Raw genomic sequence first — 25,197 nt, 5'->3', positions numbered from 1 at the left:
GCATCGAGACCTGCAAAGCCAATCGAGTGATCAGGTCGTAACCTCCGACCACTCCAGCGACTCGGTCTCGCGCCACTTTACTTCTGTCACCCCGTACTTCTCCGCTTGCGGTTTGGACACTACCTTGAGTGGCGGCCTACCGGGTTTCGGGATTGGCGCCATCCCCGCATCACAACTCGCCCAGTGCCACGCGTCCGCATTGCGCATCGATTTTGTGCGGATGACGAAGGACTTCGGCTTGCCATGGAGTTTGTATTCGATGACGAAAATATCAGTGTTCATGAGACCCTCCTCTAGCTCATAAACACAAGGAGTGACTGCGCCAGAGAAAATTCCAAGATTTTTCCGGGCAATTACAAGCCCATGAATCTGCGCGAATATTTTTCATTGTGCGGCCCCTGATGGGCAGTGCAGGCAAGAAGAACACCACCCCTCGTCGGACGTTCTGAACCGGCCGTCAATTCCGAAGCTCCATTCTGAAACCTATCGGGATCGACGCTGCCATGAGTCATTTCAAAATCATGCTCCTGCCCGCGCAACTCCGGCGCCTGCGTGCGCTGGATTCCTGGTATCGCACTTTTGAAAATTGCGCGTTGCGGATGGATTGCCCGGACAGCTATCACGAAGAGCTTCTGCGTCAGGCAGATGAGATGGATCGCAAGTGCATCGTTGACTGGGATGAGTGGCGCGAGCTGCGCGTGGCCGCCGATCAGGCTTACTTGCGGGCAGTCGCGGGCGAAGATTACCAGCGTGGCGAGCAAGACACATCGAAGGAGGATTGAATGGATCTGCCGACCGATTTGCGCGCACGCCACGGCGCAATCTGCATGGATTCCGGGCTGACGCGTTTCGCGCTGTGGGCGCCTGATGCGCAGACAGTCAGTGTCGTGACCTCCGACGGTCGCTCATGGCCGATGCCAGCACAACAGGGTGGCTGGTTCGTGCTCGAAGTCGAATGCGTGGCGGGCACTCTCTACAAGTACAGAATTGACGGCCATCTGGAGGTTCCTGATCCGGCTTCGCGCGCTCAGGCTGAAGACATTTATGGGTACAGCGTGGTGCTCGATCAAAACGTCTTTCGTTGGCAACATCAGGCTTGGCAGGGTCGACGCTGGCATGAGGCGATCTTTTACGAACTCCACGTTGGCCTGGTGGGCGGCTATGCGGCAGTGGAGGCAATGTTGCCTCGCCTGGCTGATCTGGGCGTGACGGCTATCGAGCTGATGCCGCTCGCGCAGTTCCCGGGTATTCATAACTGGGGTTATGACGGCGTGTTCCCGTACGCGCCGCAGGCATCCTACGGATCTCCACACGAACTCAAGTCGTTGATCGACACCGCGCACGGGCTGGGTTTGGCGGTGGTGCTGGACGTGGTCTACAACCACTTCGGACCAGACGGTAATAATCTGAATGCGTATGCCAAGGAGTTTTTCCGCAGCGATAAGGAGACGCCGTGGGGCGATGCCATCGATTACCGGCGGCGTGAAGTGCGCGATTTTTTCATCGACAGCGCGCTGATGTGGCTTCAGGACTACCGTTTTGATGGCTTGCGGCTGGACGCCGTCCACGCCATCGAGGATCCGACTTTTCTCGAGGAGTTTTCGCAACGCGTTCGACAGCAGTGCGACGCAGCGCGTCAGGTCTGGTTGATCCTGGAGAACGAACTGAACGAGGCGCATCGACTTGAACAAGGTTTCGATGCGCAGTGGAATGACGACGGGCATAACACGCTGCACGTGCTGCTCACCGGCGAGACCGACGCCTATTACGCCGACTTCGCGCAAGCCACCACGCAAAAACTGGCCCGGATGCTGAGCGAGGGATTTGTTTACCAGGGCGAGACGACCAGCGATGGCCTGCCCCGCGGGGAATGCAGCGCGCAGTTGCCGCCGAGTGCATTTGTGCTGTTCCTGCAAAACCACGATCAGATCGGCAATCGCGCTTTCGGCGAACGGCTGGTACATCTTGCTCCCACGCCAGCCTTGCGCGCTGCTACGGTTTTGTTGCTGCTCTCGCCGATGATTCCGTTGATCTTCATGGGCGACGAATGTGGGGCCGATCAGCCGTTTCTGTTCTTCACTGACTTTCGCGATGAACTGGCGCAGCAAGTGCGTGAAGGGCGGCGAGGGGAGTTTGAAAATTTTGCCGCGTTTGCGGACAAAGAAACACGCGAGCGCATCCCTGATCCGAACGCCACATCGTCATTCGAAAACTCGATACCGGCACTGGATGCACCATCAAAGCAAAAAGACCAAGACCTCAATCCCGCCGACTGGTTGGCCTTGTACCGTGAGCTGCTGCAACTACGCCAGCGTGAGATTTTGCCCCGACTGCCTGGCGCCAAAGCGATTGAAACACTGGTGCTGGGTGATAAAGCGGTATCGGCGCGTTGGTGCATGGGCGACGGATCAATTCTTCGGATCGATTTGAATCTCTCGGATCGGATCGTCTACCAGTTCGAAAATCCTGTGGGCCGAATGCTCTACGAGCTTCCTGCGAGGAATGAGGAAGATTCGCTACGCTTGTCGCTTGATCGCTATGCGGTTTTAGTCACGCTTCAATCGAGCGAGGTGGACGCGTGAAGGGCTTCACGCACGCTTCGGCATCGTTACCACGAAAGTGGTGCCGCTTCCGTGCTTTGAAATGACCTCGACGGCGCCACCGTGTGACGTAACGATCTCCGACGCGATGAACAAACCCAGACCCAGACTTTCACTGGGCCCATGGTCGGCAACCGGGTGCTGAGAAAACCGGCCCATCGGGTTGAAAATGAACGGCAGCACATCGTCCGGAATCGGTTGACCACTGTTGTGTACCGAGAACGTCACACCATCCTGCGAAGCGTCCAGTGTCACCCTCACAGGTTGCTGGTTATCACCGTGCTGCACGGCGTTGCCGATCATGTTGGAGAACACCTGCTCCATTCGCGCGCCGTCAAACTCGCCCTCACAGGAAGTGCTTTTCTCTAAGAGGATTTCCGTGCCTGGATGGAATGCCCGAAGCTCATCAACAATGCGCTCGCACAAAGGCACCAGGTCCAGCCGCTCTCTTTTCACCGGAATCCCCGGGCCCATCTGGCATCGCGTCAGATCCAGCAGATCGCCGACAATCTGGCTGGCGCGTTTGACGCTGGTGTAAATCTGCGATGCGATTTTGGTCCCTCTGGGTCCGATGTCCTCCGAGCGTCGCAACATGTCGGCCCCGAGCAAAATAGCGCCCAGCGGCGTTCTCAAATCATGCCCGAGAATGCCCAGAAAGACGTTGCGTGACACTTCGACCGCGCTCGAGTAGCTGGCGATGGACTCCGCCAGCGCCTGATCGATCGCTTCGTGAAACCGCGTCATGTCGTCAACATCCAGGGGGGTTCCAGCCCTCATGTGCTGTGACCACTGACTGAGCACGCTCGCCCTGAGCGCACGGTACTCGGACGCCATCTGATCGATGGTGAAACCTGCCATCAGTCGGGTGACAGCGTGGGTTTCCGCAGGCGTTTCGACCGGGCTGGCAGGCGCGTTGCCATGGGATTTCGCAAGCTGCTCCTGGGCCGTTTGCTTGGTGCGCAGATCGACCACGATGGCCTGGAGCATCTGTTCGGCGTGATCACGCAACGCGGTGGTACCTAACGGTGCGCCAGGCGTGTCGATGGTCCGTGCGAAATCTTCCCAGTCCTGCAAGATGGGCTCGATGTTGTCGGTGATGAAATCTGACAGCCGCATGTAGGAGATCCTGATCAAAAATACAAAGTACGCGACGGGCTATGGACGCGATGCAACCTCATCCAGATGCTGCAACAGGCTCAAAGGATCCTCGTAAACCCGCAGCGCGCCGGCGCGCTCAAGCTCACCCGTGTCATAGCCGCCCGACAACAGACCGATGCCGGTTGCCTTGCTGCGTCTGGCCGCGAGCATGTCCCATACCGCGTCGCCAATCACCAGGCATTGTTCTATCGGCGCATCGAGTTTTTGCGCTGCTGCCAGAAACAGGTCGGGATCCGGTTTGCCGTACTTGACGTCATCGCGCGTGATGAGATTGACGCCTTGCGGATCAAGCCCGAGCGCCTTCAAATTGATGCTCGCCGTTGCGATCCCGCCGCTGGTGGCAATGCACCATTTCAATTTCTCTTCGGTCAACGTGCCCAGCAATTCAATCGCGCCGGGCAGGGCGGTGATCTGATGGCGCAGATCCTGATAAACCTCAGCGTGCTTTTTGCTCAGCCTTTGCGCCTGTTCTGCGCTGATCTCTTGCCCGGTTTCCCGCGACAGCGTTTTCAGCATCAGCCCGCCGCTCATGCCGATCTTGCGGTGAATACGCCACATTGCCAGCGGAATACCTTCTGAATCCAGCGCCGCTTTCCAGGCGAATACATTCTGGTAAACGCTGTCGGTCAACGTGCCATCAAGGTCGAAAATAAATGAAGTCTGCGGGCGCATGCGGATACCTGTCTGTTGCTTGCATCGTAAAAATGAACTTCCTGCACCTCTTGATTAGACGTGCTCTATTTTTCGAAAGCATGAGGGGGGAGTCGTTCATTCTTTTGCTCGAGACAGGCTTGCAACTGCAGACTGATTGCGTCGATTCAGACCACTGGTCAGCCACGTAAAACGTCCAGCAGCCGCGACAGCACTAAGTATCAAGGTCTTGGGATTTACGATATGTCGCTTACGGTGTTGGTAGTAGAAGATGACGAAACATTGCGCTCCCTGATCGTGGAGGCTGTCTCGCTGCTGGGTTTTCGAGTGCTGGATTGCGCCTCTGCGGATGACGCACTCACCACTTTGGTTGACTGTTCTTCAGTGGCGTTGGTCATAACCGACGTTTGCATGCCAGGTAGCATGGATGGAATAGGGTTGGCAAAAGTGATCTGGGTACGGTGGCCATCTTTGCCCGTGATCATTACCTCCGGCAACCGCACGATGCCGGAGGACTTACTTCCCGATCACGCAATGTTCCTGCGCAAGCCATGGACGCTTGATGTGTTGCACAGCGCGATTACGGAGTATTTGCCCGAGTAGGATCGCGCGAGCAGCTGCCACGATCTGGCGTTCCCATCTGTCCCTTCTTGATTCTTTTTTACAGAATTTCAGCCCGGTGACGACAACCTGCCCGTACCTTTCTCTATACATGAGTCCTTCATGAAGAAGTTCGCTGTCCTGATGTTCGCCGTTCTGTTACTGGCCGGATGTGCCAACCAGAAATTCAAACCCGAATACCGCACACAGATCCACACCGTGAAAATTCTGCCGGTCGCGTGGAAGCCCAAGGAAATGAGTTACATGGGCCGAGAACAAGCCTGGGGCGCAGCCATTGGCGCGGGCGTTGGAACCGGTGTTGGTTTGGCGGCGGGGGCCGGCAAAATTGGCACGGCGGCGTTGGGCGGTGCCGGATTTGCCGCGGGTATGAAGGCGGGCGATCTGGCGTCGATGTCGACGGTCGATGCGATCCTTTACAACATGGAAACCGCCGACATCAATCTCGGCGATCTGGTAAAGAAGAGTTTCGAGGAAAAACTCGCCGCCAGCGGCCGTTTCAAAATCGTCGGCGAGAACGAGCCGGCTGATGCGCAGATCGAGCTGACGATTTTCAGTTGGGGTTTCGCACTGACTCAAGGCTTCAGCAGTGTGGTCTACCCAACTATCGGGGTGAGCGGTGTGATGAAGCGCGGCGACGAGTTGATCTGGCAACGCAATGAACCGATCACCGCGTTCAACGGCGCCAACACCTACGGTTACGAGCCGCTGCGCTATCGCACCGAGCCCGAGTTGGTGCGCACGGCGTTGACCGGCGTTTCGCAAATTGTCGGCGGCTATCTGATCAGCGATTTGAACGAGTGAACGCGGCCATTTTGGTGCTCGATGAGCTAATGCACCTCAACCCCAAGCAGACTCTGCGAGGCGTATGACCAGGATATTTCCCACGCACGAACTCAACCGACTTTTGCGCGAAGCCGAAGCAGATGGCTTGACGCTGGGTGATCTGGCCGTCTCTTGCGAAAAGTTCGATATTGCGCCGACAGACCTGCTGAACGAGTTGTCTGTCGCAGTTGCGCATGGCTACCTACAGAGGGCCCTGAGCTATGATTTTTGCGATGCTGTCATGAACGGGATCATAGGTGCTGTGGTTGAAGTGGGGATGACTGACGATATGCCTCAGCCGGCTTTCGCCCTTTATCAGGCATTCGATCAAGGTGAATGGATTCGCCGTTACGATCCTCCGGAGACCAACCCGGCTGAGAAATACACGAGGCCGATGGTCGATCAAATCATGCGCAAGCTTAGAAGTTAGTTTCCGCAGATCCCAACGCCAGCAACCCGATATGAGGATAGCGATGCCTGTAGATTTGGATGAATTGTTGGAAAACGTGAACGATGAGCAATCGTTTATCGCGTTTGTTCAGGCGCTAGGTGGTGACTTTGCCAGAGAGCGTGTGCTGGAACGGTCGACTCCCTCATCTCCGCACGGGCCCGGGGTTTTGGGTTGGGAGAATGGATCTGTCGATGCGTTTCTGGATGCAGCAGCTGCCTGGGCGACCGCTGACTCCAGGAATACTCCGTCGAGTACTTCGCAACCCAATGTATGGCAGCGTTGTGCGGAAATTCTGCTCGCTGGCAAGTTTTATGAGTAAGCGGCAATGCGAAGATGGGTAGAAAGGGGGACAGATTTATTATCCGTAAATAAATCTGTCCCCATTTTTACGGCATCTCACTTGGCAAACGCATATTCCCCACCTTGTTCCAGCGCCTTGCGATAAGCCTCTCTACCCTGAAAGCGCTTCACCCACGCCGCGAGATACGGGTACGCCTGCAACTTGCCCTGCGCCCCGGCGATTTCGCCGATAAAACTCATCTGGATATCTGCGCCGGTCAGTTCTTCGCCCAACAGATACGGCGAGTTTTCCAGCGCGTCGTTCAGGTAACCGAGATAGTTAGCCACTTCCGACTCAATACGCGGATGCAACGGCGCGCCGGCGTCACCCAGGCGTCCAACATACAGGTTGAGCATCAGCGGCAGCATCGCCGAGCCTTCGGCGAAGTGCAGCCATTGCACGTACTTGTCGTAGGTGGCGCTGGCCGGGTCCGGTTGCAGGCGGCCGTCGCCATGGCGGCGGATCAGGTAGTCGACGATCGCGCCGGATTCGATCACCACGTTGGCACCGTCCTCAATCACCGGTGATTTTCCCAGCGCATTGATCGCCTTGAGTTCCGGCGGCGCGAGATTGGTTTTCGGGTCGCGCTGATAGCGCTTGATCTCGTAGGGCAGACCGAGTTCTTCGAGCAGCCACAGAATGCGCTGCGAGCGTGAGTTGTTGAGGTGGTGGACGATGATCATGTCGGCGCTCCAATGTGCACAGCCAGGGGGTGTATGAGCAGACTGCTATGCGACAGCAGAGTGCCCTGAATTGATTGACTTGTCTGACGGCAGTGGAGGATTTTGATTCAAGCGCATGCCCATCTCGACCGCGCGATTCTCAAACCCGAACTCCGCATACATGCGCGCCGCACGCTCATTGAACGGCCAGACCGTCAGTCTCAAGTCCTGCGCGTCATGCTTGACCGCCCAATCCCTGACACGCTGAATAAGCCCGCGCCCGATGCCTTTGCCGGAGAACCGCTCGGCGACACACACCGAACCGATGCGCACCACATTCATCGGCTGCATCAAGGGGCCGACGCTTGGCGCTATGTTGGCAGTAATGAACGCGACAGGTTGCTGATCGACATGCGCGATGAATACAACGTGCCCCGGCTTCTCGAACACGCCTGACCAGTGCGGCAGATCACGCGCAAAATCTTCGGTGGGCGCGGCGTAAATGTCTGGACGGGCAACGTGGTGGACCGCGTTGAGCAATTGACCCAACTCGCACATGGTCAGTGCGTCGTCTGCGGTGGCGGTTCGGTAGGTGATGATTTCTTCCATGAGGTGTGGCTCTCGACGAATGGGTAAGGGCTACGCAAATTATCTGGTAAACCGGGTAACACTGACTTTGCATATGAGGCCGACGGCCGCAAGGTCACGCAGTTTTGTCACCACGGCTTCGCGCTCGGTTTTAGGGGTAAATGAATCCTGAACTGCATAGCGACCATCGCACCACGCATTGAGATGGTGGAGCCAGAAATCCTCCACAACCGGCTCTTTTTCCAGTCGCTGCAACAGGTACGCCACCTGCTGCCAACCGGGCCGCAAATGTAATATTTGTTGGCGGCGACGTGGCGATAACTCATGCCAGTCGCGATCCAGTTTCTCGCCGACCAACGCGTTCACTGCAGACCAGGACTGCTTGTCGAGCCGCGCGATTGCTGTGGCGAACACCTTGTCGCACGGGTCATCAAGTGCCCCGAGTAACTCGGGCAGATGCGCCTCGCCAAGCAGCCGCGCCGTTGCCTGACGCACTGTGGGAAAGCTGGAGCGCAGCGCTGCGGTCAGCCATCGTTGGTCGAGGCAGGCGTCAATTTCGCCCGCCAGACCAAGGATGCCTAGCCACTCGCGTTTGCCTGTCGGGTGATCGTGCGCCAACCGTTCATTCAACACTTCCAGCGTATCGAGGTCGTGACGCGGTGCCGACCAGCGCGCCAGACTGCGGATCGCGGGCGATGCATCGAGCAACGTCTTGCGCAACAGTGGTCGCGGGTCTTCGAACAACGGCAGTAGAGCGCGAAGCACGCACACCCGCACTTTCGCCCCCGGACGCGCCAAAGCCTCAACTAACAAAGGTGAGGCTTGCTGTGCCGGCAATTGCTGGCAGGCAGCTACTGCATCCAAACGAACGATCAGCTCGCGATGAGCCAAGGCATCGCGCAGGAGGCCTTGCGGGTCGGGATCGTTCTCCAGTAAAAGCGCAAACAGATAGCGCGCGGCTTTACCCTGTCGTGTAAGGAAATCGGCATGGACTTGCGCGCGAGTCTCGGGCAATTGCAGTACGGCGCGAGCGGCATGCAGGGTCGGGCCGTGGTCGGCTCTTTGCCGCGCAGCCAGCGCAATGAGTGGCACCAGCGCGAACAACAACGCCGAAGCGTGGAAGGGCGTCAGATAACGGTTCAGCCCGGCCCGCGCCAGTTCACGGATCTGCGGCACCCAATCATTCAGGCGCACGATCAGCGCCACAAGTGTTTCTGGCGAAGCGTCGTTGCACAGTTCTCTGACTGCGACTTCGCGCACGAAACCGTTGTAGTGAGTGCTGAGCTCTATCCATGATCCGCTGCCCTTGGCGTTCGCCAGCAGCTCCAACGCTTCGGCGCGTCGACGCTCCTCCCATTTGCACTCGGATGTGTGCTTGTTCTTCAATCTGTCCAGCCATTTCCATGTGGAGCTCACGCTGCAATCCTTTCTGTACGCTGGTGCGGTCTGTTTGGCGGATACTCTAACGACTTTTTCCGGCTGGTTGGCCAGTAGCACAAGGAGATTCAAATCATGGAGATCAAACGCGCCCGCCCCGGCGATGCTCAAGTGGCATTCGACATCCGTCTGCGAGCGATCAGGCATCAATGCATCGGCGTCTATACCGAGGAACAAATGCTGATCTGGACCAAAGGCGCGGCCGAGGACGGATATTGCACGCTGATGGAAAAGCACTTCTATCTGGGCTGCGTCGAGGGCGAGGCGGTGGCAACCGGGATGCTCGATCTCGAGCATCGGGAGATCGGCGCGATCTTCGTACTGCCCGATTTCATGCAGCGCGGCCTCGGTCTGCAGATGCTGGGTTTCCTTGAGTCTGTGGCGCGGGAACTGGGCCTCGAAGAAGTCTGCCTGGATGCTACGTTGAATGCGGCGGACTTCTATCGACGCAGCGGTTATGAAGGTGAGCAAACGGCGATTTATCATTCGCCGTCAGGTTTGCAACTGGCGTGCATTCCGATGGTGAAGCAGCTTTAGCGCCGCGTCACTACCGTCGAGCGTTACTTACCGCCCATGCAATCAGGGAGGTTAGAGCCAACCTCGATCATGCCGACCGAAACACTTCTGCCCCAATATAGATTGCCGCCGAAGTTAACGAGATCGTAGATGCCGCTTTCGCTGATGAATTCGCCGGTGAGATTGTTATACAGGCGGAAAAACGCCGGAGATTCCCACCCGACAAACCAGTGGGTTTCCATCATCTCATCAGGGTGGGGGTTAGGGTGGAAGAAGCTTGGCAAAACCCAGTAAGGTCTGAATTGCTGAACTCGGTAGCAGCCATTGGGGCTGATGTCGGCGGCATGGACGGGTTTCGCCCACGCCTTTTCCCACCATTGCGAAGCGCCCCAAAGGGTCGTGCAGATCGCTAAAGCAACAAGGATCAACTTCGGGCGGCGGGGCCGATCGTTCAAGTCAGATAACTTCCATTTAAATAACGTCCGATCTAGCCGCGCGGTGCGTGCGCCAGAAACTCTGTGATCAGCGAAGTCACCTGCTGCTGCAGCACCTCCCGCGAGCGGCCACCCTCGGCATCGCCGCAAATGATGCCATCGCCGGGCGACGATTCTTCGATCAACTCCACCGCACCGGGTTTGCATTGGGCCATGAAGGTGAAGTGGCTGGCGTCCGCGATCTCGACGTAGCGCGACGACGCTGCGGGTAAGCGTTTTGCCAGATCGGCGGATTCAAGCTGTGCGGGGAGGTCTACCGATGGCACGCCCGCGCCGATCACCAGTACTGGCACCGACAGGGCCGCAAGGCTCGCATCGGTGAAGCCGCGGGACAGGCCGAGGTCCAGCGAGACGATGGCGCTGACGCGTTTGTCGCTCAGGTCAGCGGCCATGGGTGCCGATGGCGGATTGATTTTTTGGTAAGCGATGCACCCGGACAATTGCGCATGAACCTTGCAGTCCTTGGCAAACAGGTCTGGATCGAAACGCGAGCCGGCGAGTTCAAGCGCGGTCCAGCCTCCGAGCGAATGGCCGACGACGGCAATGCGTTGCTTGGCAACGGCGCCAAACTTTTCCGGTTGCGCCGTCACTGCGTCGATAGCCCGGCGGATGTCGTTGGGCCGCTGCCACAACTGCGCCGCTGCCTGCGGACTGCGGTCTTTGCTGGTGGTGCCTGGGTGATTGACCGCCGCCACAATGTAACCCTTATGGGCCAACGCGCTGGCCAGCCACGCCTGGTTGATCCAGTTACCGCCGTTACCGTGAGAAATCACCACCAATGGATGTTCGCCCGCAGTCGGTGGCGCGTCGGGCACAGCAGGGTTACCGACGAACACGATGGTGTCGGCGATCAACTCAGGAGTAGCGGTGGTTGTGCTGGGGTACCAGACGACCATTTCCAGCGGGCGGTTGTTTTGTGCGTCCGGCAGGGTAGTGGTCTGAAAGCCGATAGGGCTGTCGACTGCGAATGCGGGGGTGGTCAGGCAAATCAGAAGGAGTGAGGCGAAAGCTTTTTTCATTGTTTTTATCTTCCTTGAATGGATCAACTCATCGGGAGCAACGCGTCAGGCGAGTCTGCCCCTGAGCGACGCTGCCGCCGATGCTAACAGCGGGGTATCGCGACAGGCTAGTGCCAGGCAGAACCGCTGCGTTATCGATGGTTATCGACGCGTCGAGATGGCGGAGGCCGCGATGTCCCACGTCAGCATTATCTGGGTAATCGCCGCATCGATGACCTCGTGCGATGTGTTGTCCCGAGCAAGGATCGAGATGCCCTGCAAGAAACTGTCAAACACCGTCGCCATGCCGTGCGCGTGGGTGTTTCCCGGTAGTTCACCGGCAATGATTCCCCGCTCGACACACGCCAGAATCCCCGCGCGAGTGCGGGCGCGGGAGTGGGACAGCGCCGCGACCACCCGCGCATTTTCCGGGCTGGGTGCGCTCATCACGCCGAGGGTGACCATGCAGCCCTTCGGGTGTCCATCTTCACACTGCATCAGCGCCGACTGCCGCAGTGCGGTTTCGATGGCGCGGCGGGGCGGCAGGTTCTCGTCCCACAGGCATTCGGTGACTTGGGCAAATGTCGTCAGATAACGCTGTACGCACTCATCAAACAGCGCTTCTTTGGAGCCGAACGCCGCATAGAAGCTCGGTGCGGAAATCCCGCCGCCCATGCCATTTTTCAACTGCGCGAGCGAAGTGGCGTCGTAGCCGTGTTGCCAGAACAACAGCAGGGCCTGCTCTACGGCCTGGTCGCGGTCGAAGTTACGTGGGCGGCCCATTTGTGCCATTTCAACACTCCTCTGATGAAGAGATAAATACTAGTCGATACATAAGTCGTTGACAACGTGGTGTATCGCCTGCAACATTTGTATCGATCAGTATTTAAATCCGCGATACGCTTTCAAGGAATCTCCCGTGACCCCCTCAATGACCTTATCCGCAGCGCCCGAACGCTTGCCAATCGGAGCCTTGCTCGCGCTGGCGATGACTGGCTTCATCTGCATCGTCACCGAAACCCTGCCCGCAGGTCTGTTGCCACTGATTAGCGAAGGCTTGGCGATTTCGCCGTCGATGGCCGGCCAGATGGTCACTGCTTATGCACTGGGTTCGGTGCTGGCGGTGATCCCGATGACCATCGCCACCCGTGGTTGGCGCCGGCGCAATGTGTTGCTGCTGACCATTGTCGGTTTCTTGCTGTTCAACTCCATTACCGCATTCTCATCGCATTACGGCGTGACGTTGGTGGCGCGCTTTTGTGCCGGGATTGCGGCCGGGCTGGCGTGGAGCCTGCTGGCAGGTTACGCGCGGCGCATGGTCGAACCTCATCAACAGGGCAAGGCGCTGGCACTGGCCATGGTCGGTGCACCGATTGCGTTGTCGCTGGGCGTGCCGCTCGGCACCTGGCTGGGTGGGCTCGTGGGTTGGCGCACCACCTTCGGCATCATGTCGGCGCTGACCCTGGTGTTGATTGCGTGGGTGCTGGTTAAAGTCCCTGACTACCCACCGCAAGCGGCGCACCAGCGCATGTCGCTGCGCACTGTGCTGACCACTCCAGGTGTCCGACCGGTGCTGGCGGTAGTGATCAGCTGGATGCTGGCGCACAACATTCTCTACACCTACATTGCGCCGTTCGTGGTGCCAGCGGGGTTGGGTGACCAAGTGGATTTGGTGTTGCTGGTGTTCGGCATTGCCGCATTGCTGGGGATTTGGCTGACGGCCAAACTGGTTGAACCGTTGTTACGCAAGACCGTGCTGGTGAGCCTTGCAACATTTGCGGCGGTTTGCGTCATGTTGGGGTTTTTCGGGCGCGCGCCTGAGGTGATTTATCTGGGCGTGGCAGTTTGGGGGCTGAGCTTCGGTGGCGCGGCGACGTTGCTGCAAACCGCACTGGCCGACGCGGCCGGCGACGGGGCAGATGTGGCGCTGTCGTTGAATGTGGTGGCATGGAACAGTGCAATCGCCGGAAGCGGCGTGATGGGCGGAGTGTTGCTCGACACGTGGGGCGTCGCCTCTTTTCCTTGGGCGATGCTGGTGTTGGTCGGGGTGGGATTTGCGATTGCCTGGCTGGCGCGGGTTCACGGCTTTAAAGCAGGCCGCCGAGCGTCGGGCAAGCCCGTGGTGGCGGGGCACTGACGGGTAAAAAATTCAATCAATGGTGGTCACCCAGCGAGTTACAACGCCTTCAAGATCGGCGGGTAGCTCGTTGAGCAGCACCACGGATTGATCACCCTGATTAAGGAAGATTATGAAATCTTCAGTGCTGAAGACTGTTTTGAAACCTACGAGGTGATTACTTGGGCCAAGCCTGGTGTCGACCATGCCACGAACGTCGGTTATTACGGTGTTCTTGAGATGAGTTGCTGAAAGTCTGGTCAGGAGGCACTCAATTCGCCAGGAACAGATCGCGCCTGGTTCAATCTCAAAGGTGGGCGGCGTGTCGATAGGCAGTAAATCTGCACCTACAGACTCGCCATCACTTAACGTATGCATTGAAACAGTCAAATGCTCAGCGCACTGCCACTGAATTGAACCTGCGTCGTCCCGGCATATTTGATCGTTGAAGTAATACGGATTATGTACCAGTGCAGTAACTGTCTGCCCGATCAGTTTTCGAGCATGGATAAGATCTTGGGTTTTTCGGTTGGCTCTCGCCGCCATGCGATGGTTCAGGTCATTCATGTGGCAGGTTTACTTGAGTAATAGCGGCCATAGATTTAAACAGCCGTTGTTCTGGTTGTCGACTGACGGCTTGATGGCATCCGCGAGAGTTCGACCAATCTGCCACGGCCTTCATCGCATAAATTTGAAATGTGCTGCATTGCCCGACACAATCGCGCCCCGATCCGGCCCACAGCGCCGGACGTTCGTGGTGAAAAGGATCTGCAGTTGAATCAACACACTTTGTCCATGCGCCTGGAACGCGTGGCGGCGCATGTGCCAGCGGATGCGCGGCTGGCTGATATCGGTTCGGATCACGGCTATCTGCCGGTGGCGCTGATGCGCCGTGGCGCGATTGCGGCGGCGGTGGCGGGTGAGGTGGCCTTGACGCCGTTTCGCGCGGCGCAACGCACCGTGCGCGACAACGATCTTGAGCAGCGGATCAGCGTGCGTATGGCCAGTGGTCTGGCGGCAATCGAACCCGGCGACGGAATTACGGCGATCAGCATCTGTGGCATGGGAGGCGAGACGATTCGCGACATTCTCGAGGCCGGCAAGGCTCGACTGAGTGGGCGCGAGCGCCTGATCCTGCAGCCTAACGGCGGCGAACAGCCCTTGCGCCAATGGCTGATGCAACACGATTACCGCATCGTCACTGAAGAGCTGCTGCGGGAAAATCGTTTTTACTATGAAATCATCGTTGCCGAGCGCGATGGGCCGGTGGCGTACAGCCCTGAAGAGCTGTACTTCGGCCCCCTACAGATGCTCGCGCGCAGCCAGGTGTTTTTGAGCAAGTGGCAACACATCTTGCGGCACAAGCAGCAAACCCTGACCAGCTTCGCTCAGGCGCGGCAGGCCGTTCCCGAGGATAAGGTGCAGGAGACGGCGCAACAGGCCAAATGGATCAGCGAGCTGCTCAGTCAAGCCTGACAAGCGACCTTCAAGGACGCGCCAACGGTAACGTCACAGTGAACTCACTGCCTTTGCCTTCGCCTTCGCCTTCACTGCGACCAATCACCGTGCCGCCGTGGGCTTCGACCAGTTCGCGCACCACCGTCAGACCAATCCCCAAGCCCGATCCGTTGAAACTGATGGCGCTTACGTCCTGTACATAGGGATCGAAAATGAACGGCAGGGCCTGCGCGGCAATGCCAATCCCATTATCGACAATACGGATCACCACCAAGTCGGATTCCGATGCAACAGACAGCTCGACCGTCCCGTCATTCGGCGTGTACTTGGTCGAGTTGGTCAGCAGATTGTGCAAGATCTGCGCGAGACGCACCGCATCACCGTTGACCACCAGCGGTTCGTCGGGGAAATGAGTGATCAACTGCAGGTTTTTAGCGCTCATCATCGGACTGCATGTCTCGATTGCACTGTTGATGACTTGCACCATATCAACGTCGCAACAATTCAGGCGCAGCTTGCCGCTGCTGGCGCGCGACACATCCAGCAGGTCTTCGACCATGCGCGACATATGCTGAATCTGGCCTTCGATCAGCGCCCGCATCCGTGGCAACTCAACGCTCGGCATCTTGACCATGAGTTCGGCAATCATGCTGATCGGGGTCAGTGGATTGCGTAGCTCGTGGGCGACTTTCGCCAGAACGCTTTTTTGCTGCGCCAACGCCTGCTCGGCCCGTGATTGCAGGTCTTGGGCGCTGAGGGCGGCGAGAACCAGTTGCTCGTTGGCTTCAAGGGTTTCCAGATAGGACTCGGACAGCTCGGCATTGGCCGCATCCGGATCCGACAACGCCCCGAGCAACGCCAGGACCAATTGTTGATTGGCCTCGATCAGATGCTCGATTTGCGGGCTGTCGCGCAGTTCACTGTTGACGTCGACCAGTTCTTTTTCCAGCGTTACCAGCAGCGCCCGGGCGTTGATGATTTTTTTGCCCAACAACAAGAGCTCGCGGGCGGCGTTGGCCAGCTCGCGTTCGTTCTTGCCACCGGTTTCGCTCATGTGAGGCACTCAGTCATATTCGTCTCCCAGACGTGGAGCATCAGGACGTGCTTTTAGTCGGGCGTCCGCCCAACAACCCTTCACGGCCGTGGAGCATTTCGCCAACCTGTAACCCGTTGTCGTCGATCTGATACAGACGCAGTTCATCCGAATGCGCACTGGCACGAACCTTGACCACACCCATGATGCGTAGCAAGCGGCTGTCGACCTCGATATAGCGCTGCACGATGATCGCATCGGTGAGGAACGCCGTACCGTAAGGGCTGAACCGCAGATCGGTATACCGATCTTCGAGTTCGGAGGTCATCAACACCGTAACACCATATCCGGTCAAGGCGATGACCAGTCGCGACAACGATTCGCGGAAGTCGTCGCGAAAGGTCGGTGCCACCGCCAGTTCGAAGCCCGAGAGGGAGTCGATGACCACGCGGGTGGCGCCCAGACGGCGGATCTCGTCCAGCAGCATTTGCACAATCTCATCGATCGACAGATCGGGCGCGTGGCTTTCGACCAGTCCGACCTTGCCACTCTGAATCAACGCGGCCAGCTCAGCACTGCGCAGGTGATTGGGCCGCTGCTCGAAGACTGCGATGACCCCGGTTTCACCGTTGCGCGCGCCTTCGGCGAGGAACGTCGAGGCGAGGATGCTTTTGCCTGATCCCGAAGGTCCGGCAACCAGCAATGAATAACCGCGGGGCAGGCCGCCGCCGAGCATTTCGTCAATACCGGGCACGCCCAGTTTCAATCGTGCAGTTTGCATCTCGGCCGGTGGATTCGACACTTCGGACAAACCCACGCTGGCAGGTGGAAAGACTTTGATCCCGCAACTGGCAATCCGGAAGGTGTGCAGCCCCGGCAGAGTCGGCTGGCCGCGCATCTTCATGATTTCCATCTTGCGCACCATCGAGTTGCGCTGGACGCTCTGACGCAGCCAGATCAAGCCATCGGCCACGGTGAAAATCGGGTTGGTGTCGGTTTCGGTGAAGTATTCGCCGATCAGGAACGTGGTGGCCTGCCAGGTGGTCATCAACATGCCCAGTTGTTGCACGAACTGCGGCAGGTTGTTGTTCGGATTGACCTGAGTCTGGCTCGCCAGCACCACCGAGCGGAACGAATCGACGAACACCAGGCCCGGCGAGTATTTTTCGACTTCGATGACGATACGGCGCAACACTTCGTCCAGATCACCCGCAAGCGTGTCGTCCGCCAGGTTGATGTAACGCACCGACTTGTTAATGGTTTCACTGTCGAAGAAGTCGAACTGCTGCTGATAGCGCAGCATTTTCAGTGGCGGCTCGCCCAGAACGGTGAAAAACAGCGCAGGACGCTCCGGGGTGGCCAGGGCGAACATCATTTGATGCGCCAGCGTGGTCTTGCCGCAGCCCGGCGGGCCGGCAATCAGGTTGAAGGAAAACTCCGGCAAGCCTCCGCCCAGCACCTCGTCCAGCCCAGGTACGCCCGTAGCTAAACGGTTGATTGTTACTTTGCTGCTCATGGCGAGATTTCCTGCGCGGGTGGGGCGCTCGAATTGATGTCCCACACATCCAGAAGCAGACGTGCGCAGAGCGAATTACCGATCAGCGTGGCGAGCAACGCATACAGCGCTTTCAACCATTCTTCGCCAAAGAAAATGACGTCGGTTCGATTTTGCTGGACGAGGACAGATTTGAAATCCTCCATATCCAGCGGGTCTGCGAGGCGCCGAGAAATGTCGGCCAGCCGTGGCTGCGCAGAGGTGCAGAGGTTAAGACTACGGCGAAAGAGTGCAGCGACCCCTATGGGGCCAATGACCGGAACGAGCGCAGCGCTTGTGTCGTGGAGCAACGTAATGATCGCACCGGCGACTTGGTCGATGTCTGCGATGTGATCAACCCGGAGCGCCAGGGACGCAACGATCCGGCGGCCCTCTTCGCTTTCCGTAGGCATGGCTGAAAGATTTCCGATGTGTGTACGTCGAGTCTACACGGGTGGGGTGGATGCAGCGGTGTTTTCCAGAGGTGCGCAGCAGATGGACAGTGGTAGTTGCGGATTAGTTTGATATATCGGGATTTGGCGGGCGCATGGCTTGCGGGCAAGCTTTTTTCCGCGTCAGCCAGGCGCTCGACGGCACGTCCGATAATTGCCTAAGCTGCACGCCTCAGCCGTAGTCATTACAAGGAATGCACATGATCGATGGACCCGCTGTTGTTACGGTTTTTCTGGTTTACCTGGCCGGCGTGGTGATTCCGGGGCCGAACTTCGTCGCTGTCGTGCACAAAGCCGTGGCTGCCAGCCGTTCGGAGGCGTTGGCGCTGGTCGCCGGTATCGTGCTAGTCAATCTGTTCTGGGGCGCAAGTGCCATTGCAGGCGTTGGCATCGTGTTTGCCGCGTTTCCCTGGGCGGCACTGATCGTCAAAGTGCTCGGCGCGGCCTATCTCATGTGGTTCGGATTACGCCTGCTGATCAAGTCGGGGCAGGGCGCGTCGATCTCTGAGCGGCCGAGTGTCGACGGAAGCTGCCGTCAATCGTTCATTCAGGGCATCGTGACCAACATCGGAAACCCTAAATCCATGGCGTTCTACGCCGCAGTGTTCTCGGCGGCCGCCCCCGCGCATGTCTCGACCGGCACATTTTTGTCGATGTTGGCGGTGGTGGTTGTGGTTTCGCTGATTTGGTATGGATTGGTGGCGATTGCGCTGTCGCAACCGAAGATTGCGTCTGCCTATCGGAGCCGGAAAACCGCGATTGACCGGGTGTGTGGTGGGTTGATTTTGTCGTTGGGGGTTCGGCAGTTGGTTCGGTAGATTGCGCCGCTCCTGCGGATTCCAGCAGCGCAATCCTCAAGCCGGCTCCTCCAGCCTGCGCCCATGCCCCAAAGAATCACGCTGCATCGATTGCAGGTTTTTCTCGATGGTTTCGCACAGGGCTTCCATCTGAATCTGGTGTTCGCTGTGGCGAAACGGGCTTTGCAGGTCGGTGCCGATGCGTTCGATGGCCAGCAGCATGAAACCCACCACGGTCGAGGCCAGTGGTGTGTACCAGCCCAGCGACTCAACCAGGCCTACCGGCACGATCAGGCAGAACAGCGAGATAAACAGCCGCGGAAAATACACGTAAGGGTAGGGCAGCGGCGTATTTGCGATCCGTTCCATGCCACCTTGGCTGTTGGACAAATCCACCAAAGTCGACTCCAGCCGGGCCAGACGAATGCTGTCCAGCCGTCCGGCCTTGTACTCCCGCGCCAGCAACGCCGCTGAGCCGGTGAGAATGTCGTTGGCAAAGTTATTGGTGGTGCCACTGCGCGCAAATTCGTCAGCGGGAATAAACGCGCGGATTTCATCCGGGCAAGGATGGCCCTGCAGATGCGCCGCGAGGCAATTCACATACGCCACGTGGCGGCGCAGCAGAGTAGATTTGACCGGATTGACCTCGGCGCCAGCGTCATCCAGCAACGTCAGCACCTGCCGGGCGAAGCTGCGCGAATTGTTGATCATCGACCCCCACAACGTCCGCGCTTCCCACCAACGGTTATACGCGCTGCTGTTACGAAAACTGATCAGCACCACCAATGCCGAACCGAGCAACGTCAGCGGCATCAACGGCAGGTTGATCTTGGCGTTGAGAAACAACATGAAGTCCACGGTTACGGCGATGTCCCAAAGCAACAACCAGAACAAAGCCCAGCCCACATAACCCATGGTTTTGACGATCAGACGGTATTTTTTGATGATGGCAGCTTTCAAACGGAAACCTCGTGGCGAGCGGTAAACATTAATGCCTAAGCTCGGACGGTGTTTTTGGGGGAAAGGTTCGCTGGCGGCTTGAGTCGTTGCAGAAGCAGCCGACGAAGATACGGCGGATGGCTGTTAAACGCGGCGCGTTCAGGCGCTCATAGCCTGGAAGCAATTTCCTTCCAGATGTCGCTGTAGTTGTATTTCAGCCAGCGAACCAACGCTTTATCAAACTGCCTGCGAAACCAGTTACGTTCCCTTGCCGCCAGCCTTTCCTCTATCGAGGCTCTGAGTAGGTCGGGATCGAAGCCCGTCCACACCGGGGGCACCGGCGTCATAAGGTTGGTGAAGCACACGGGTGCGACCTCTGAATAAAGGATTTCGTGAAGTACGTCAGGATCGACGCCTCTTACGCTATCCGCTATGTAGTCATACTCGACGGCAAAATCGTTGAACGGCCAGGAGAGTGCGGCTCTGACGTCGGTCAACTGCGGCTCACTCAGCAAATGTCCCAATGCGAAAATTCCCTTCAGCTCTTCATCCAATGAATCGGCGGTTGCTTGGCCCGCGCAGCCACCTTCTTTCCAGTTTGTGAAAGGCTGTCGTTGCAGGTCAAGCGTAACGACGCCGGATCGTCAAATGCGTCTATGGTTAAAGACACCCCTCGGTCTTCTGAAGGAACGAACCATGCCCAACGTTCGCGCGTTATTTGCCGCGATTACTTGTCTCGCGCTTGCCTGCGGCTCGGTGACGACACTGGCCGATCCTGGTAATGGGAAGGGTCAGGGAAAAGCGCAAAACGGCCAAGCCCAAGGCAATTCGAAGTCGCATACAAACAAGGGCAAAAATGCCGGCGCAGACCGGAGTCATGGGCCGAGTATTGACCGCGGTAGCGTGCTCGGAATTGTCGGTGGTTATCGAGACTACTGGAGCCAAGGCCCAGCGTTGCCACCCGGCATTCAAAAGAATCTTGCGAGGGGGAAACCGCTTCCACCCGGGATCGCGAAAAAACTCGATGGCCGGCTGGTCGGCAGACTGCCTCATTACGACGGATACGAATGGCAGCAGGCCGGTACCGACTTGATACTGGTCGCGCTGGCGACCGGAATCATTTATGAAGTTCTCAACGGCGCATTTGATTAGTGGGAAATGGTGACAGATTTATTTTTCTGCACTGAGCGGTGAGCATTCGTGTGATTACGCGACTTCGACGTGATCTGACGCCTGACTCACTTCCAGCCTTGTTTAATCAGGTTTTTCGATGGCGTTTAAGGACACTAAACGTTACTTCCTAAAGGCTACAGCGGCTTGCGCCTTTGCCTACGACTACGCCAGAATCCGCCGGCTTGTGCGTCTACGGCGCGGGTTCTATTGTGGGTCGGTCACTGAGAAACAGTGATCGGGTTTGGTAGCCCGGTGTTAGATGTACAGCGTCATCATTGCCGATCGAGTCTTCGAATCGGATCTATGGTGGGCATGTACAGGGCGTCTTCGGGCGCGCCGGTTCCTAACACCCGGTCTACCAACCTGTACATGGCCATCGCCCTTCGTTTGGTAGCGCAAGGGTGAAGCCTCCTTCAAATGTGTTAGGAGCTTCATCATGATCAAACCAACACCGAATCCTCCAGAAACCGATCCAGTCTCCCCGTATCAATTCCCCGACTCAAAAACCCTGAACGAAGCCGCAGAACGCGCCCTCGACCATTACCTGACACCCAAGCAACGCATCATGGGCAGCCACCACAAACACGACCCCATGTTCATCGCCAATACAGCCTATGACACCGAATCGCTGCTGGCTAACGCCAGCGAATCTCTCGGTTCGGCTGGGGAAATGCTCCACAACTTTGCTGCCGTGCTGGATCCTGCCCACCGCAAGACTGCGCTGGGGATTGCGCAGGTGGTGATGTTGGGGGAATTGGCGGTGAATCAGGCGCTGGATAATGTTGAGGTGAAGGCGTGAGCATTTGCCACCTCGTCTAGGGGGCTGTGAGATCACATAACTTGACCCTCGCTTGGCCGGAGTTGCCTGGTCACAGGCAGCTTTCGGCCAATAGCGGCCTCTCAAACCTAAACACTGTTAAACAGCTTGGCCGTATCTACGAATGACACTATTGCTGTGGAAGTTGTGCGCGGGAAAGCTGTACCCTCCTTCGTATTCGCCAATCCAGCGCTCAACTTCCGCGGAGTCGTGCGTCGGCAGACAACATAATGTGCCTACGACTGCTAAACGGACTCGGCATCCCCAATCCCAGGACAAGCCTAGGCCTCAATCGTCGCAAGTCTTCCGTAGTAATACGATACCGCGGGATCGCGCTCAGGGATGCTCCCTGGGAAACTAAGAGTTTTAAATTTATTCACCGCTTCTAGTTCGGGCTTCTGCTCGTCACGCAATCGCCAGTAGAGTGAGCTGTATTTGAATAGCTGAAGTAGATTGATGTGGTCATTATTTACTTCAAAGGCGGCCCACAGGATGCGGTGGCATTTTGAATGCAGTGGCGTCAAGTTGTCGTGGTGTAGATGGTGGTAAATGCTGATGAGCGTCGAGATCTCCTTGGCATCGAGCGACCCACGGACGGTCATGATTGAGTCGGCGTAGCTGAGTGTTGCTCGTATTTCGTTATACAAATCTTTGTGCTCGTGACAGTACTCAACAAGCTCCTTGAGCATTTCGGCTTTGGCAGAAGCTTCGAGGTCATCAGCACGATCCAAGGCAATATTTGCGTAAAGCGTGGTGGCTTTGGTTTTTGCCTTAGATTGAATTTTCGAAATATCAGCTTCCTTGGATGCTAGATCACTATTCTCGAGCGCGATGTGGGCGGCCTGCATCGCCACGCTGCCTTTGGTGAGCTTCTGAGCCTGGGTAGCATAATCAACCGCTTGGGCTTGAGCTTTCCTCCCGGAATAGATCATTGCGATGTGCAGCTTGATCGAACCTACCAGTTTTGGCTGAACAATATGATCGAGGCAGCCCAGCAGCATTTGTAGTGCCTCGTCAGCATTCGACTTGTCACCTACCATCCGAATCGACTGCGCACATAAGTAAATGAAGAACCAGTATTTTTCATCCTTATCCCAGCTATCAAGCATCGGCCTCAGCGCGATATATAAGTCCTGCACGACCTTGTAGTACGATTTTTTGCTGACTGTAGCGCAGAACTGCGAGGCGAGTTCCATGCCGACGGTACGCCATCTTTCGTTGGCTTTCCCTTCAGCGAAGACTTCAACGATAAAATACTTGGCGTTGTTGATCTCCGACGATTTTTCGCTGATGTCATTAGCCTTGAAAATATGATGCAGCTTAGGACTCAGAGTCTCCCAGTCTTCACCGAAGTAGAGCTGATATGCCTGATTTTTTATCTTGGCAATTTCCCTTGGCTTCGTCTCTTGGGCGAGCCACTGTCTGACGGGGCGTGTGACGATGAGTCTTTTTTTAGAACCCCTGATTCCGGTGTGGCCAAAGCTGTCTTGATCCTCCACATAAATGAAACCTTCTCGTTGAAGGATTACTACGTGGTCAATGGAATACTTCTTCGATTTATCAACACGCTTGATGTTGTCTAGATATTCGCCGTACGGAAACGCGGCCAAGCTCTTCAGCAATGAAAATGCATAGCGCTTCTCGATTTCCTTTGCAGTTGACAGTGCTTTGATGGAGTCACCAAAGCGCCCCGTCAGATTGATGCGTGAACTGCCTCGCTCGCTGATGATCTCTTCCAATGACGCGACGACAAGTTTATCCAGCGCTTCCTTGATGATCCGAGGGACGCCATTAGTATGTTCGTAAAGCTGCGTGAAATCATCGTTGCCAAGGCCTCCTTGGTAGAGAAGGTGCGATTCGATGTAGGCCCTGGTATCCGCGCCATCCAAAGCAGTCAACTCGACCGCCTCGTTTCTCCAGACAGGCAAGTTTCGGCTTATCAAAATCATCCGGAGGTTTGGGCAAAAGGAGGTAAGTATATCTGCCAAGCTTAACAGATCGGCTTGAAGTTTTTCCTTGTCGTCACAGGTATCGAGCGGAACGTCCCTTAGAAGTAGGTAAGGCTCGTCAATAAGCGACAAGGTGCCGCAGAATGATTCAAATGTAGCACCCAAAAGCTCTTCGATTTGGCGGTAGAAGGACGCTTTGTCAGAGTAATTACCAATATTTACTGAATAGATCTTGTTGGGTTTTTTTGATACTCGGGCGATCAATGCAGAAATGAATTCATCTTCTTCCATTCCCCAATCAGCTGCCAACCACAAGCGCCTATGGAGATTTAGGATCTGCTCTGCTTGGAATGACTGCGCATGCCTGACGCTGCGAGCTTGTGGTGCCGGGGGGAGCGGGCTATGAATGCCATCCAGTGAAGCTGTCTTTTGTCCTTGCTCCATCAGTTGAATAGCAGTATTGCCTCGCAGGTCTGGGTACGCTCCAACGTTCTGACTTGTAACCTCCTGGAACAGTCCATCAAGGAATTGCTTCAGAGACGAATGATTAGTACCGAAGCCGATGGGTTCGACGATATTTTTCCATGCCGGATCAGCTTTGCGGGTAGTGACCTCTGAATCTTTGACTAATGCAAACGTAGAAAGCTTGGTCGATTTAAGCTCTTTTCTCAGCCATCCTAGAGTCTTGACGAAATTGGGGTCTTCAAACGTGCCGCCGCAACCTACGAACACAAGGTTTTCAAACACTGTCATGTGCTGCTGGAAGAAGTTGCGCGTACTGCTTTGTATCGTGGCCTCATAGTCTCCACTGCTCAGTATGCAGGTTTCGGGCTTCTTCCAGTGGCCGTGTAGGTGAAGAATTCCTTTACGCTCGCCTTTAAACCACTCAATGACCTCGTCTGACTCGGTCATATAAACGGGTGATAGATTGGTGACATTCTCTAGCAGCGAGTCATAGTTGAGAGTGCATATTTTTACCCCCGCGTCAGATAGGGCCCTAACGGTACTTGCGAGCGCTTCATTTTGAACTTCGACCTCACTGAACTCTTTTGTCAGCCAGGCGGCGTAATCGTAGTCGTCTCCGCTGGACAGGCTACCGGACAGAAATCCCGCCACATGCAGGATCTCGGTAGTGGTGGGTGTCCCTTCTAAATGCTTGAGCCAGTTATCAGCGCTGGCCTCTGGGATTTTCCCAATCTCGACAGCGTAGCGGAATCCGCTTTTAATCAACCCCGTCCAAGCTAACTGAGGGAGTTGCCCATCAGTCAGCCCCATACTCATGCCTGTACCAATGACCAAGATGGTGTCTTTGCTTGGCTTGATGCGTTTGCTTGCGTATTCCAGACCTAAAGCTGTGTTGTTCATATCCATTGTAATAGCTTCCAATTTGAGGTGCTTAGGCGCTCACGCATGGAGAGCCGCAGGCATAGGCATTTCTAGCACCGATTCACACGAGATGGTGGCAGGCATCATGATGCACGGTCGGATTAGCATTTTCGAGTCATTGTCAAATGACCGCTAATGGCCGATCTCTGCCTGTCGCGAGAGTCAGAAACCGACCCAAAGCCGCCGTTGGTGGAAGGCAGCTATC

The 25,197-nt window shown here is 56.7% G+C and carries 28 protein-coding genes; 12 read left to right on the top strand and 16 right to left on the bottom strand.

Features of this window, described 5'->3' with window-relative positions; translation table 11 throughout:
* Positions 1 to 30: 30 nt before the first annotated feature.
* On the bottom strand, positions 31 to 282 hold the full coding sequence (locus ACOI8A_RS25285; RefSeq protein WP_420650908.1) for a DUF6555 family protein: 252 nt from the start codon (positions 280 to 282) through the stop codon (positions 31 to 33).
* Positions 283 to 503: 221 nt separating this feature from the next.
* Between ACOI8A_RS25285 and ACOI8A_RS25280 the strand changes: the two genes are divergently transcribed.
* Both ACOI8A_RS25280 and treZ read left to right on the top strand, forming a co-directional pair.
* Positions 504 to 782: a hypothetical protein gene (locus tag ACOI8A_RS25280; protein WP_420650909.1), complete on the top strand. Its 279-nt coding sequence runs from the start codon at positions 504 to 506 to the stop codon at positions 780 to 782.
* Entirely contained in the window at positions 783 to 2,582 is a 1,800-nt protein-coding gene (gene treZ, locus ACOI8A_RS25275; RefSeq protein ID WP_420650910.1) for a malto-oligosyltrehalose trehalohydrolase, read from the top strand.
* Positions 2,583 to 2,588: 6 nt separating this feature from the next.
* Here treZ and ACOI8A_RS25270 read toward each other — a convergent pair whose 3' ends face one another.
* Both ACOI8A_RS25270 and ACOI8A_RS25265 read right to left on the bottom strand, forming a co-directional pair.
* Entirely contained in the window at positions 2,589 to 3,716 is a 1,128-nt protein-coding gene (locus ACOI8A_RS25270; RefSeq protein ID WP_420650911.1) for an ATP-binding protein, read from the bottom strand.
* 39 nt (positions 3,717 to 3,755) lie between these two features.
* Entirely contained in the window at positions 3,756 to 4,430 is a 675-nt protein-coding gene (locus ACOI8A_RS25265; RefSeq protein ID WP_420650912.1) for an HAD family hydrolase, read from the bottom strand.
* Positions 4,431 to 4,652: 222 nt separating this feature from the next.
* Between ACOI8A_RS25265 and ACOI8A_RS25260 the strand changes: the two genes are divergently transcribed.
* From ACOI8A_RS25260 to ACOI8A_RS25245, 4 genes are all read left to right on the top strand, one after another.
* Positions 4,653 to 5,012, top strand: a complete 360-nt coding sequence (locus tag ACOI8A_RS25260; protein ID WP_420650913.1) for a response regulator — start codon at positions 4,653 to 4,655, stop codon at positions 5,010 to 5,012.
* Positions 5,013 to 5,132: 120 nt separating this feature from the next.
* Entirely contained in the window at positions 5,133 to 5,831 is a 699-nt protein-coding gene (locus ACOI8A_RS25255; RefSeq protein ID WP_420650914.1) for a hypothetical protein, read from the top strand.
* 103 nt (positions 5,832 to 5,934) lie between these two features.
* The gene (locus ACOI8A_RS25250) at positions 5,935 to 6,282 is read left to right on the top strand and encodes a hypothetical protein (protein ID WP_420650915.1); all 348 of its coding nucleotides are present in this window, start codon (positions 5,935 to 5,937) and stop codon (positions 6,280 to 6,282) included.
* A gap of 43 nt (positions 6,283 to 6,325) precedes the next feature.
* Positions 6,326 to 6,622, top strand: coding sequence for a DUF7660 family protein (locus ACOI8A_RS25245; RefSeq protein ID WP_420650916.1), 297 nt, complete (start codon positions 6,326 to 6,328; stop codon positions 6,620 to 6,622).
* A gap of 77 nt (positions 6,623 to 6,699) precedes the next feature.
* Here the strand turns inward: ACOI8A_RS25245 and ACOI8A_RS25240 are convergent, their stop codons facing one another.
* From ACOI8A_RS25240 to ACOI8A_RS25230, 3 genes are read right to left on the bottom strand one after another with little or no spacing between them, the layout of a single operon-like run.
* On the bottom strand, positions 6,700 to 7,326 hold the full coding sequence (locus tag ACOI8A_RS25240; RefSeq protein ID WP_420650917.1) for a glutathione S-transferase family protein: 627 nt from the start codon (positions 7,324 to 7,326) through the stop codon (positions 6,700 to 6,702).
* Between the two features lie 45 nt (positions 7,327 to 7,371).
* Positions 7,372 to 7,914 (bottom strand): GNAT family N-acetyltransferase, encoded by a 543-nt coding sequence (locus ACOI8A_RS25235; protein ID WP_420651482.1) that lies wholly within the window; start codon positions 7,912 to 7,914, stop codon positions 7,372 to 7,374.
* 39 nt (positions 7,915 to 7,953) lie between these two features.
* A complete protein-coding gene (locus ACOI8A_RS25230; protein ID WP_420650919.1) occupies positions 7,954 to 9,309 on the bottom strand; it encodes a PBS lyase in 1,356 nt (451 codons plus the stop codon).
* Between the two features lie 93 nt (positions 9,310 to 9,402).
* Here ACOI8A_RS25230 and ACOI8A_RS25225 point away from each other — a divergent pair, with 93 nt between their 5' ends.
* On the top strand, positions 9,403 to 9,867 hold the full coding sequence (locus ACOI8A_RS25225) for a GNAT family N-acetyltransferase (RefSeq protein WP_420650958.1): 465 nt from the start codon (positions 9,403 to 9,405) through the stop codon (positions 9,865 to 9,867).
* Positions 9,868 to 9,890: 23 nt separating this feature from the next.
* Here the strand turns inward: ACOI8A_RS25225 and ACOI8A_RS25220 are convergent, their stop codons facing one another.
* The 3 genes from ACOI8A_RS25220 to ACOI8A_RS25210 form a co-directional block, all read right to left on the bottom strand.
* Entirely contained in the window at positions 9,891 to 10,301 is a 411-nt protein-coding gene (locus ACOI8A_RS25220; RefSeq protein ID WP_420650920.1) for a hypothetical protein, read from the bottom strand.
* Positions 10,302 to 10,333: 32 nt separating this feature from the next.
* A complete protein-coding gene (locus ACOI8A_RS25215; protein ID WP_420651483.1) occupies positions 10,334 to 11,359 on the bottom strand; it encodes an alpha/beta hydrolase family protein in 1,026 nt (341 codons plus the stop codon).
* A 141-nt stretch (positions 11,360 to 11,500) separates the two neighbouring features.
* Positions 11,501 to 12,130, bottom strand: a complete 630-nt coding sequence (locus tag ACOI8A_RS25210; RefSeq protein WP_420650922.1) for a TetR/AcrR family transcriptional regulator — start codon at positions 12,128 to 12,130, stop codon at positions 11,501 to 11,503.
* 127 nt (positions 12,131 to 12,257) lie between these two features.
* Between ACOI8A_RS25210 and ACOI8A_RS25205 the strand changes: the two genes are divergently transcribed.
* Positions 12,258 to 13,475: an MFS transporter gene (locus tag ACOI8A_RS25205; RefSeq protein ID WP_420650923.1), complete on the top strand. Its 1,218-nt coding sequence runs from the start codon at positions 12,258 to 12,260 to the stop codon at positions 13,473 to 13,475.
* Positions 13,476 to 13,487: 12 nt separating this feature from the next.
* Here the strand turns inward: ACOI8A_RS25205 and ACOI8A_RS25200 are convergent, their stop codons facing one another.
* Positions 13,488 to 14,021, bottom strand: coding sequence for a hypothetical protein (locus tag ACOI8A_RS25200; RefSeq protein WP_420650924.1), 534 nt, complete (start codon positions 14,019 to 14,021; stop codon positions 13,488 to 13,490).
* 207 nt (positions 14,022 to 14,228) lie between these two features.
* Between ACOI8A_RS25200 and ACOI8A_RS25195 the strand changes: the two genes are divergently transcribed.
* Positions 14,229 to 14,930: a tRNA (adenine(22)-N(1))-methyltransferase gene (locus ACOI8A_RS25195; protein WP_420650925.1), complete on the top strand. Its 702-nt coding sequence runs from the start codon at positions 14,229 to 14,231 to the stop codon at positions 14,928 to 14,930.
* Between the two features lie 10 nt (positions 14,931 to 14,940).
* Here the strand turns inward: ACOI8A_RS25195 and ACOI8A_RS25190 are convergent, their stop codons facing one another.
* Genes ACOI8A_RS25190 through ACOI8A_RS25180 form a run of 3 tightly spaced genes read right to left on the bottom strand, consistent with a single transcriptional unit; the run spans position 14,941 to position 17,892 of the window.
* Entirely contained in the window at positions 14,941 to 15,966 is a 1,026-nt protein-coding gene (locus tag ACOI8A_RS25190) for a sensor histidine kinase (protein WP_420650926.1), read from the bottom strand.
* 40 nt (positions 15,967 to 16,006) lie between these two features.
* Positions 16,007 to 17,461: an RAD55 family ATPase gene (locus ACOI8A_RS25185; RefSeq protein WP_420650927.1), complete on the bottom strand. Its 1,455-nt coding sequence runs from the start codon at positions 17,459 to 17,461 to the stop codon at positions 16,007 to 16,009.
* Positions 17,458 to 17,892 carry a hypothetical protein gene (locus ACOI8A_RS25180; RefSeq protein WP_420650928.1) on the bottom strand — a complete coding sequence of 145 codons (435 nt, stop codon included), beginning with the start codon at positions 17,890 to 17,892 and terminating at the stop codon, positions 17,458 to 17,460. Before ACOI8A_RS25180 ends, ACOI8A_RS25185 begins: the two co-directional genes overlap by 4 nt.
* 239 nt (positions 17,893 to 18,131) lie before the next feature.
* Between ACOI8A_RS25180 and ACOI8A_RS25175 the strand changes: the two genes are divergently transcribed.
* Entirely contained in the window at positions 18,132 to 18,749 is a 618-nt protein-coding gene (locus tag ACOI8A_RS25175) for a LysE family translocator (protein ID WP_420650929.1), read from the top strand.
* Between the two features lie 36 nt (positions 18,750 to 18,785).
* Here the strand turns inward: ACOI8A_RS25175 and ACOI8A_RS25170 are convergent, their stop codons facing one another.
* A complete protein-coding gene (locus tag ACOI8A_RS25170) occupies positions 18,786 to 19,688 on the bottom strand; it encodes a bestrophin family protein (RefSeq protein WP_420650930.1) in 903 nt (300 codons plus the stop codon).
* A gap of 146 nt (positions 19,689 to 19,834) precedes the next feature.
* Positions 19,835 to 20,191, bottom strand: coding sequence for a DUF7079 family protein (locus ACOI8A_RS25165; RefSeq protein WP_420650959.1), 357 nt, complete (start codon positions 20,189 to 20,191; stop codon positions 19,835 to 19,837).
* A gap of 172 nt (positions 20,192 to 20,363) precedes the next feature.
* Between ACOI8A_RS25165 and ACOI8A_RS25160 the strand changes: the two genes are divergently transcribed.
* Positions 20,364 to 20,819, top strand: coding sequence for an anti-virulence regulator CigR family protein (locus ACOI8A_RS25160; protein ID WP_420650931.1), 456 nt, complete (start codon positions 20,364 to 20,366; stop codon positions 20,817 to 20,819).
* Positions 20,820 to 21,276: 457 nt separating this feature from the next.
* Entirely contained in the window at positions 21,277 to 21,639 is a 363-nt protein-coding gene (locus ACOI8A_RS25155; protein WP_420650932.1) for a DUF6124 family protein, read from the top strand.
* A 299-nt stretch (positions 21,640 to 21,938) separates the two neighbouring features.
* Here the strand turns inward: ACOI8A_RS25155 and ACOI8A_RS25150 are convergent, their stop codons facing one another.
* Entirely contained in the window at positions 21,939 to 24,977 is a 3,039-nt protein-coding gene (locus ACOI8A_RS25150) for an SIR2 family protein (protein WP_420650933.1), read from the bottom strand.
* Between the last annotated feature and the right edge of the window lie 220 nt (positions 24,978 to 25,197).

The organism is Pseudomonas sp. P4795, from assembly GCF_048822895.1.
Taxonomy (GTDB): domain Bacteria; phylum Pseudomonadota; class Gammaproteobacteria; order Pseudomonadales; family Pseudomonadaceae; genus Aquipseudomonas.
Note: the sequence above shows the minus strand (reverse complement) of the source record. Positions and strands in the feature narration are given on the sequence as shown.

Bases quoted from the DNA above. Each gene is read 5' to 3' on its own strand.
- ACOI8A_RS25285 (WP_420650908.1), bottom strand. From the start codon at position 282: ATGAACACTGATATTTTCGTCATCGAATACAAACTCCATGGCAAGCCG.
- ACOI8A_RS25280 (WP_420650909.1), top strand. From the start codon at position 504: ATGAGTCATTTCAAAATCATGCTCCTGCCCGCGCAACTCCGGCGCCTG.
- treZ (WP_420650910.1), top strand. From the start codon at position 783: ATGGATCTGCCGACCGATTTGCGCGCACGCCACGGCGCAATCTGCATG.
- ACOI8A_RS25270 (WP_420650911.1), bottom strand. From the start codon at position 3,716: ATGCGGCTGTCAGATTTCATCACCGACAACATCGAGCCCATCTTGCAG.
- ACOI8A_RS25265 (WP_420650912.1), bottom strand. From the start codon at position 4,430: ATGCGCCCGCAGACTTCATTTATTTTCGACCTTGATGGCACGTTGACC.
- ACOI8A_RS25260 (WP_420650913.1), top strand. From the start codon at position 4,653: ATGTCGCTTACGGTGTTGGTAGTAGAAGATGACGAAACATTGCGCTCC.
- ACOI8A_RS25255 (WP_420650914.1), top strand. From the start codon at position 5,133: ATGAAGAAGTTCGCTGTCCTGATGTTCGCCGTTCTGTTACTGGCCGGA.
- ACOI8A_RS25245 (WP_420650916.1), top strand. From the start codon at position 6,326: ATGCCTGTAGATTTGGATGAATTGTTGGAAAACGTGAACGATGAGCAA.
- ACOI8A_RS25240 (WP_420650917.1), bottom strand. From the start codon at position 7,326: ATGATCATCGTCCACCACCTCAACAACTCACGCTCGCAGCGCATTCTG.
- ACOI8A_RS25235 (WP_420651482.1), bottom strand. From the start codon at position 7,914: ATGGAAGAAATCATCACCTACCGAACCGCCACCGCAGACGACGCACTG.
- ACOI8A_RS25215 (WP_420651483.1), bottom strand. From the start codon at position 11,359: ATGAAAAAAGCTTTCGCCTCACTCCTTCTGATTTGCCTGACCACCCCC.
- ACOI8A_RS25210 (WP_420650922.1), bottom strand. From the start codon at position 12,130: ATGGCACAAATGGGCCGCCCACGTAACTTCGACCGCGACCAGGCCGTA.
- ACOI8A_RS25200 (WP_420650924.1), bottom strand. From the start codon at position 14,021: ATGAATGACCTGAACCATCGCATGGCGGCGAGAGCCAACCGAAAAACC.
- ACOI8A_RS25190 (WP_420650926.1), bottom strand. From the start codon at position 15,966: ATGAGCGAAACCGGTGGCAAGAACGAACGCGAGCTGGCCAACGCCGCC.
- ACOI8A_RS25185 (WP_420650927.1), bottom strand. From the start codon at position 17,461: ATGAGCAGCAAAGTAACAATCAACCGTTTAGCTACGGGCGTACCTGGG.
- ACOI8A_RS25180 (WP_420650928.1), bottom strand. From the start codon at position 17,892: ATGCCTACGGAAAGCGAAGAGGGCCGCCGGATCGTTGCGTCCCTGGCG.
- ACOI8A_RS25175 (WP_420650929.1), top strand. From the start codon at position 18,132: ATGATCGATGGACCCGCTGTTGTTACGGTTTTTCTGGTTTACCTGGCC.
- ACOI8A_RS25160 (WP_420650931.1), top strand. From the start codon at position 20,364: ATGCCCAACGTTCGCGCGTTATTTGCCGCGATTACTTGTCTCGCGCTT.
- ACOI8A_RS25155 (WP_420650932.1), top strand. From the start codon at position 21,277: ATGATCAAACCAACACCGAATCCTCCAGAAACCGATCCAGTCTCCCCG.
- ACOI8A_RS25150 (WP_420650933.1), bottom strand. From the start codon at position 24,977: ATGGATATGAACAACACAGCTTTAGGTCTGGAATACGCAAGCAAACGC.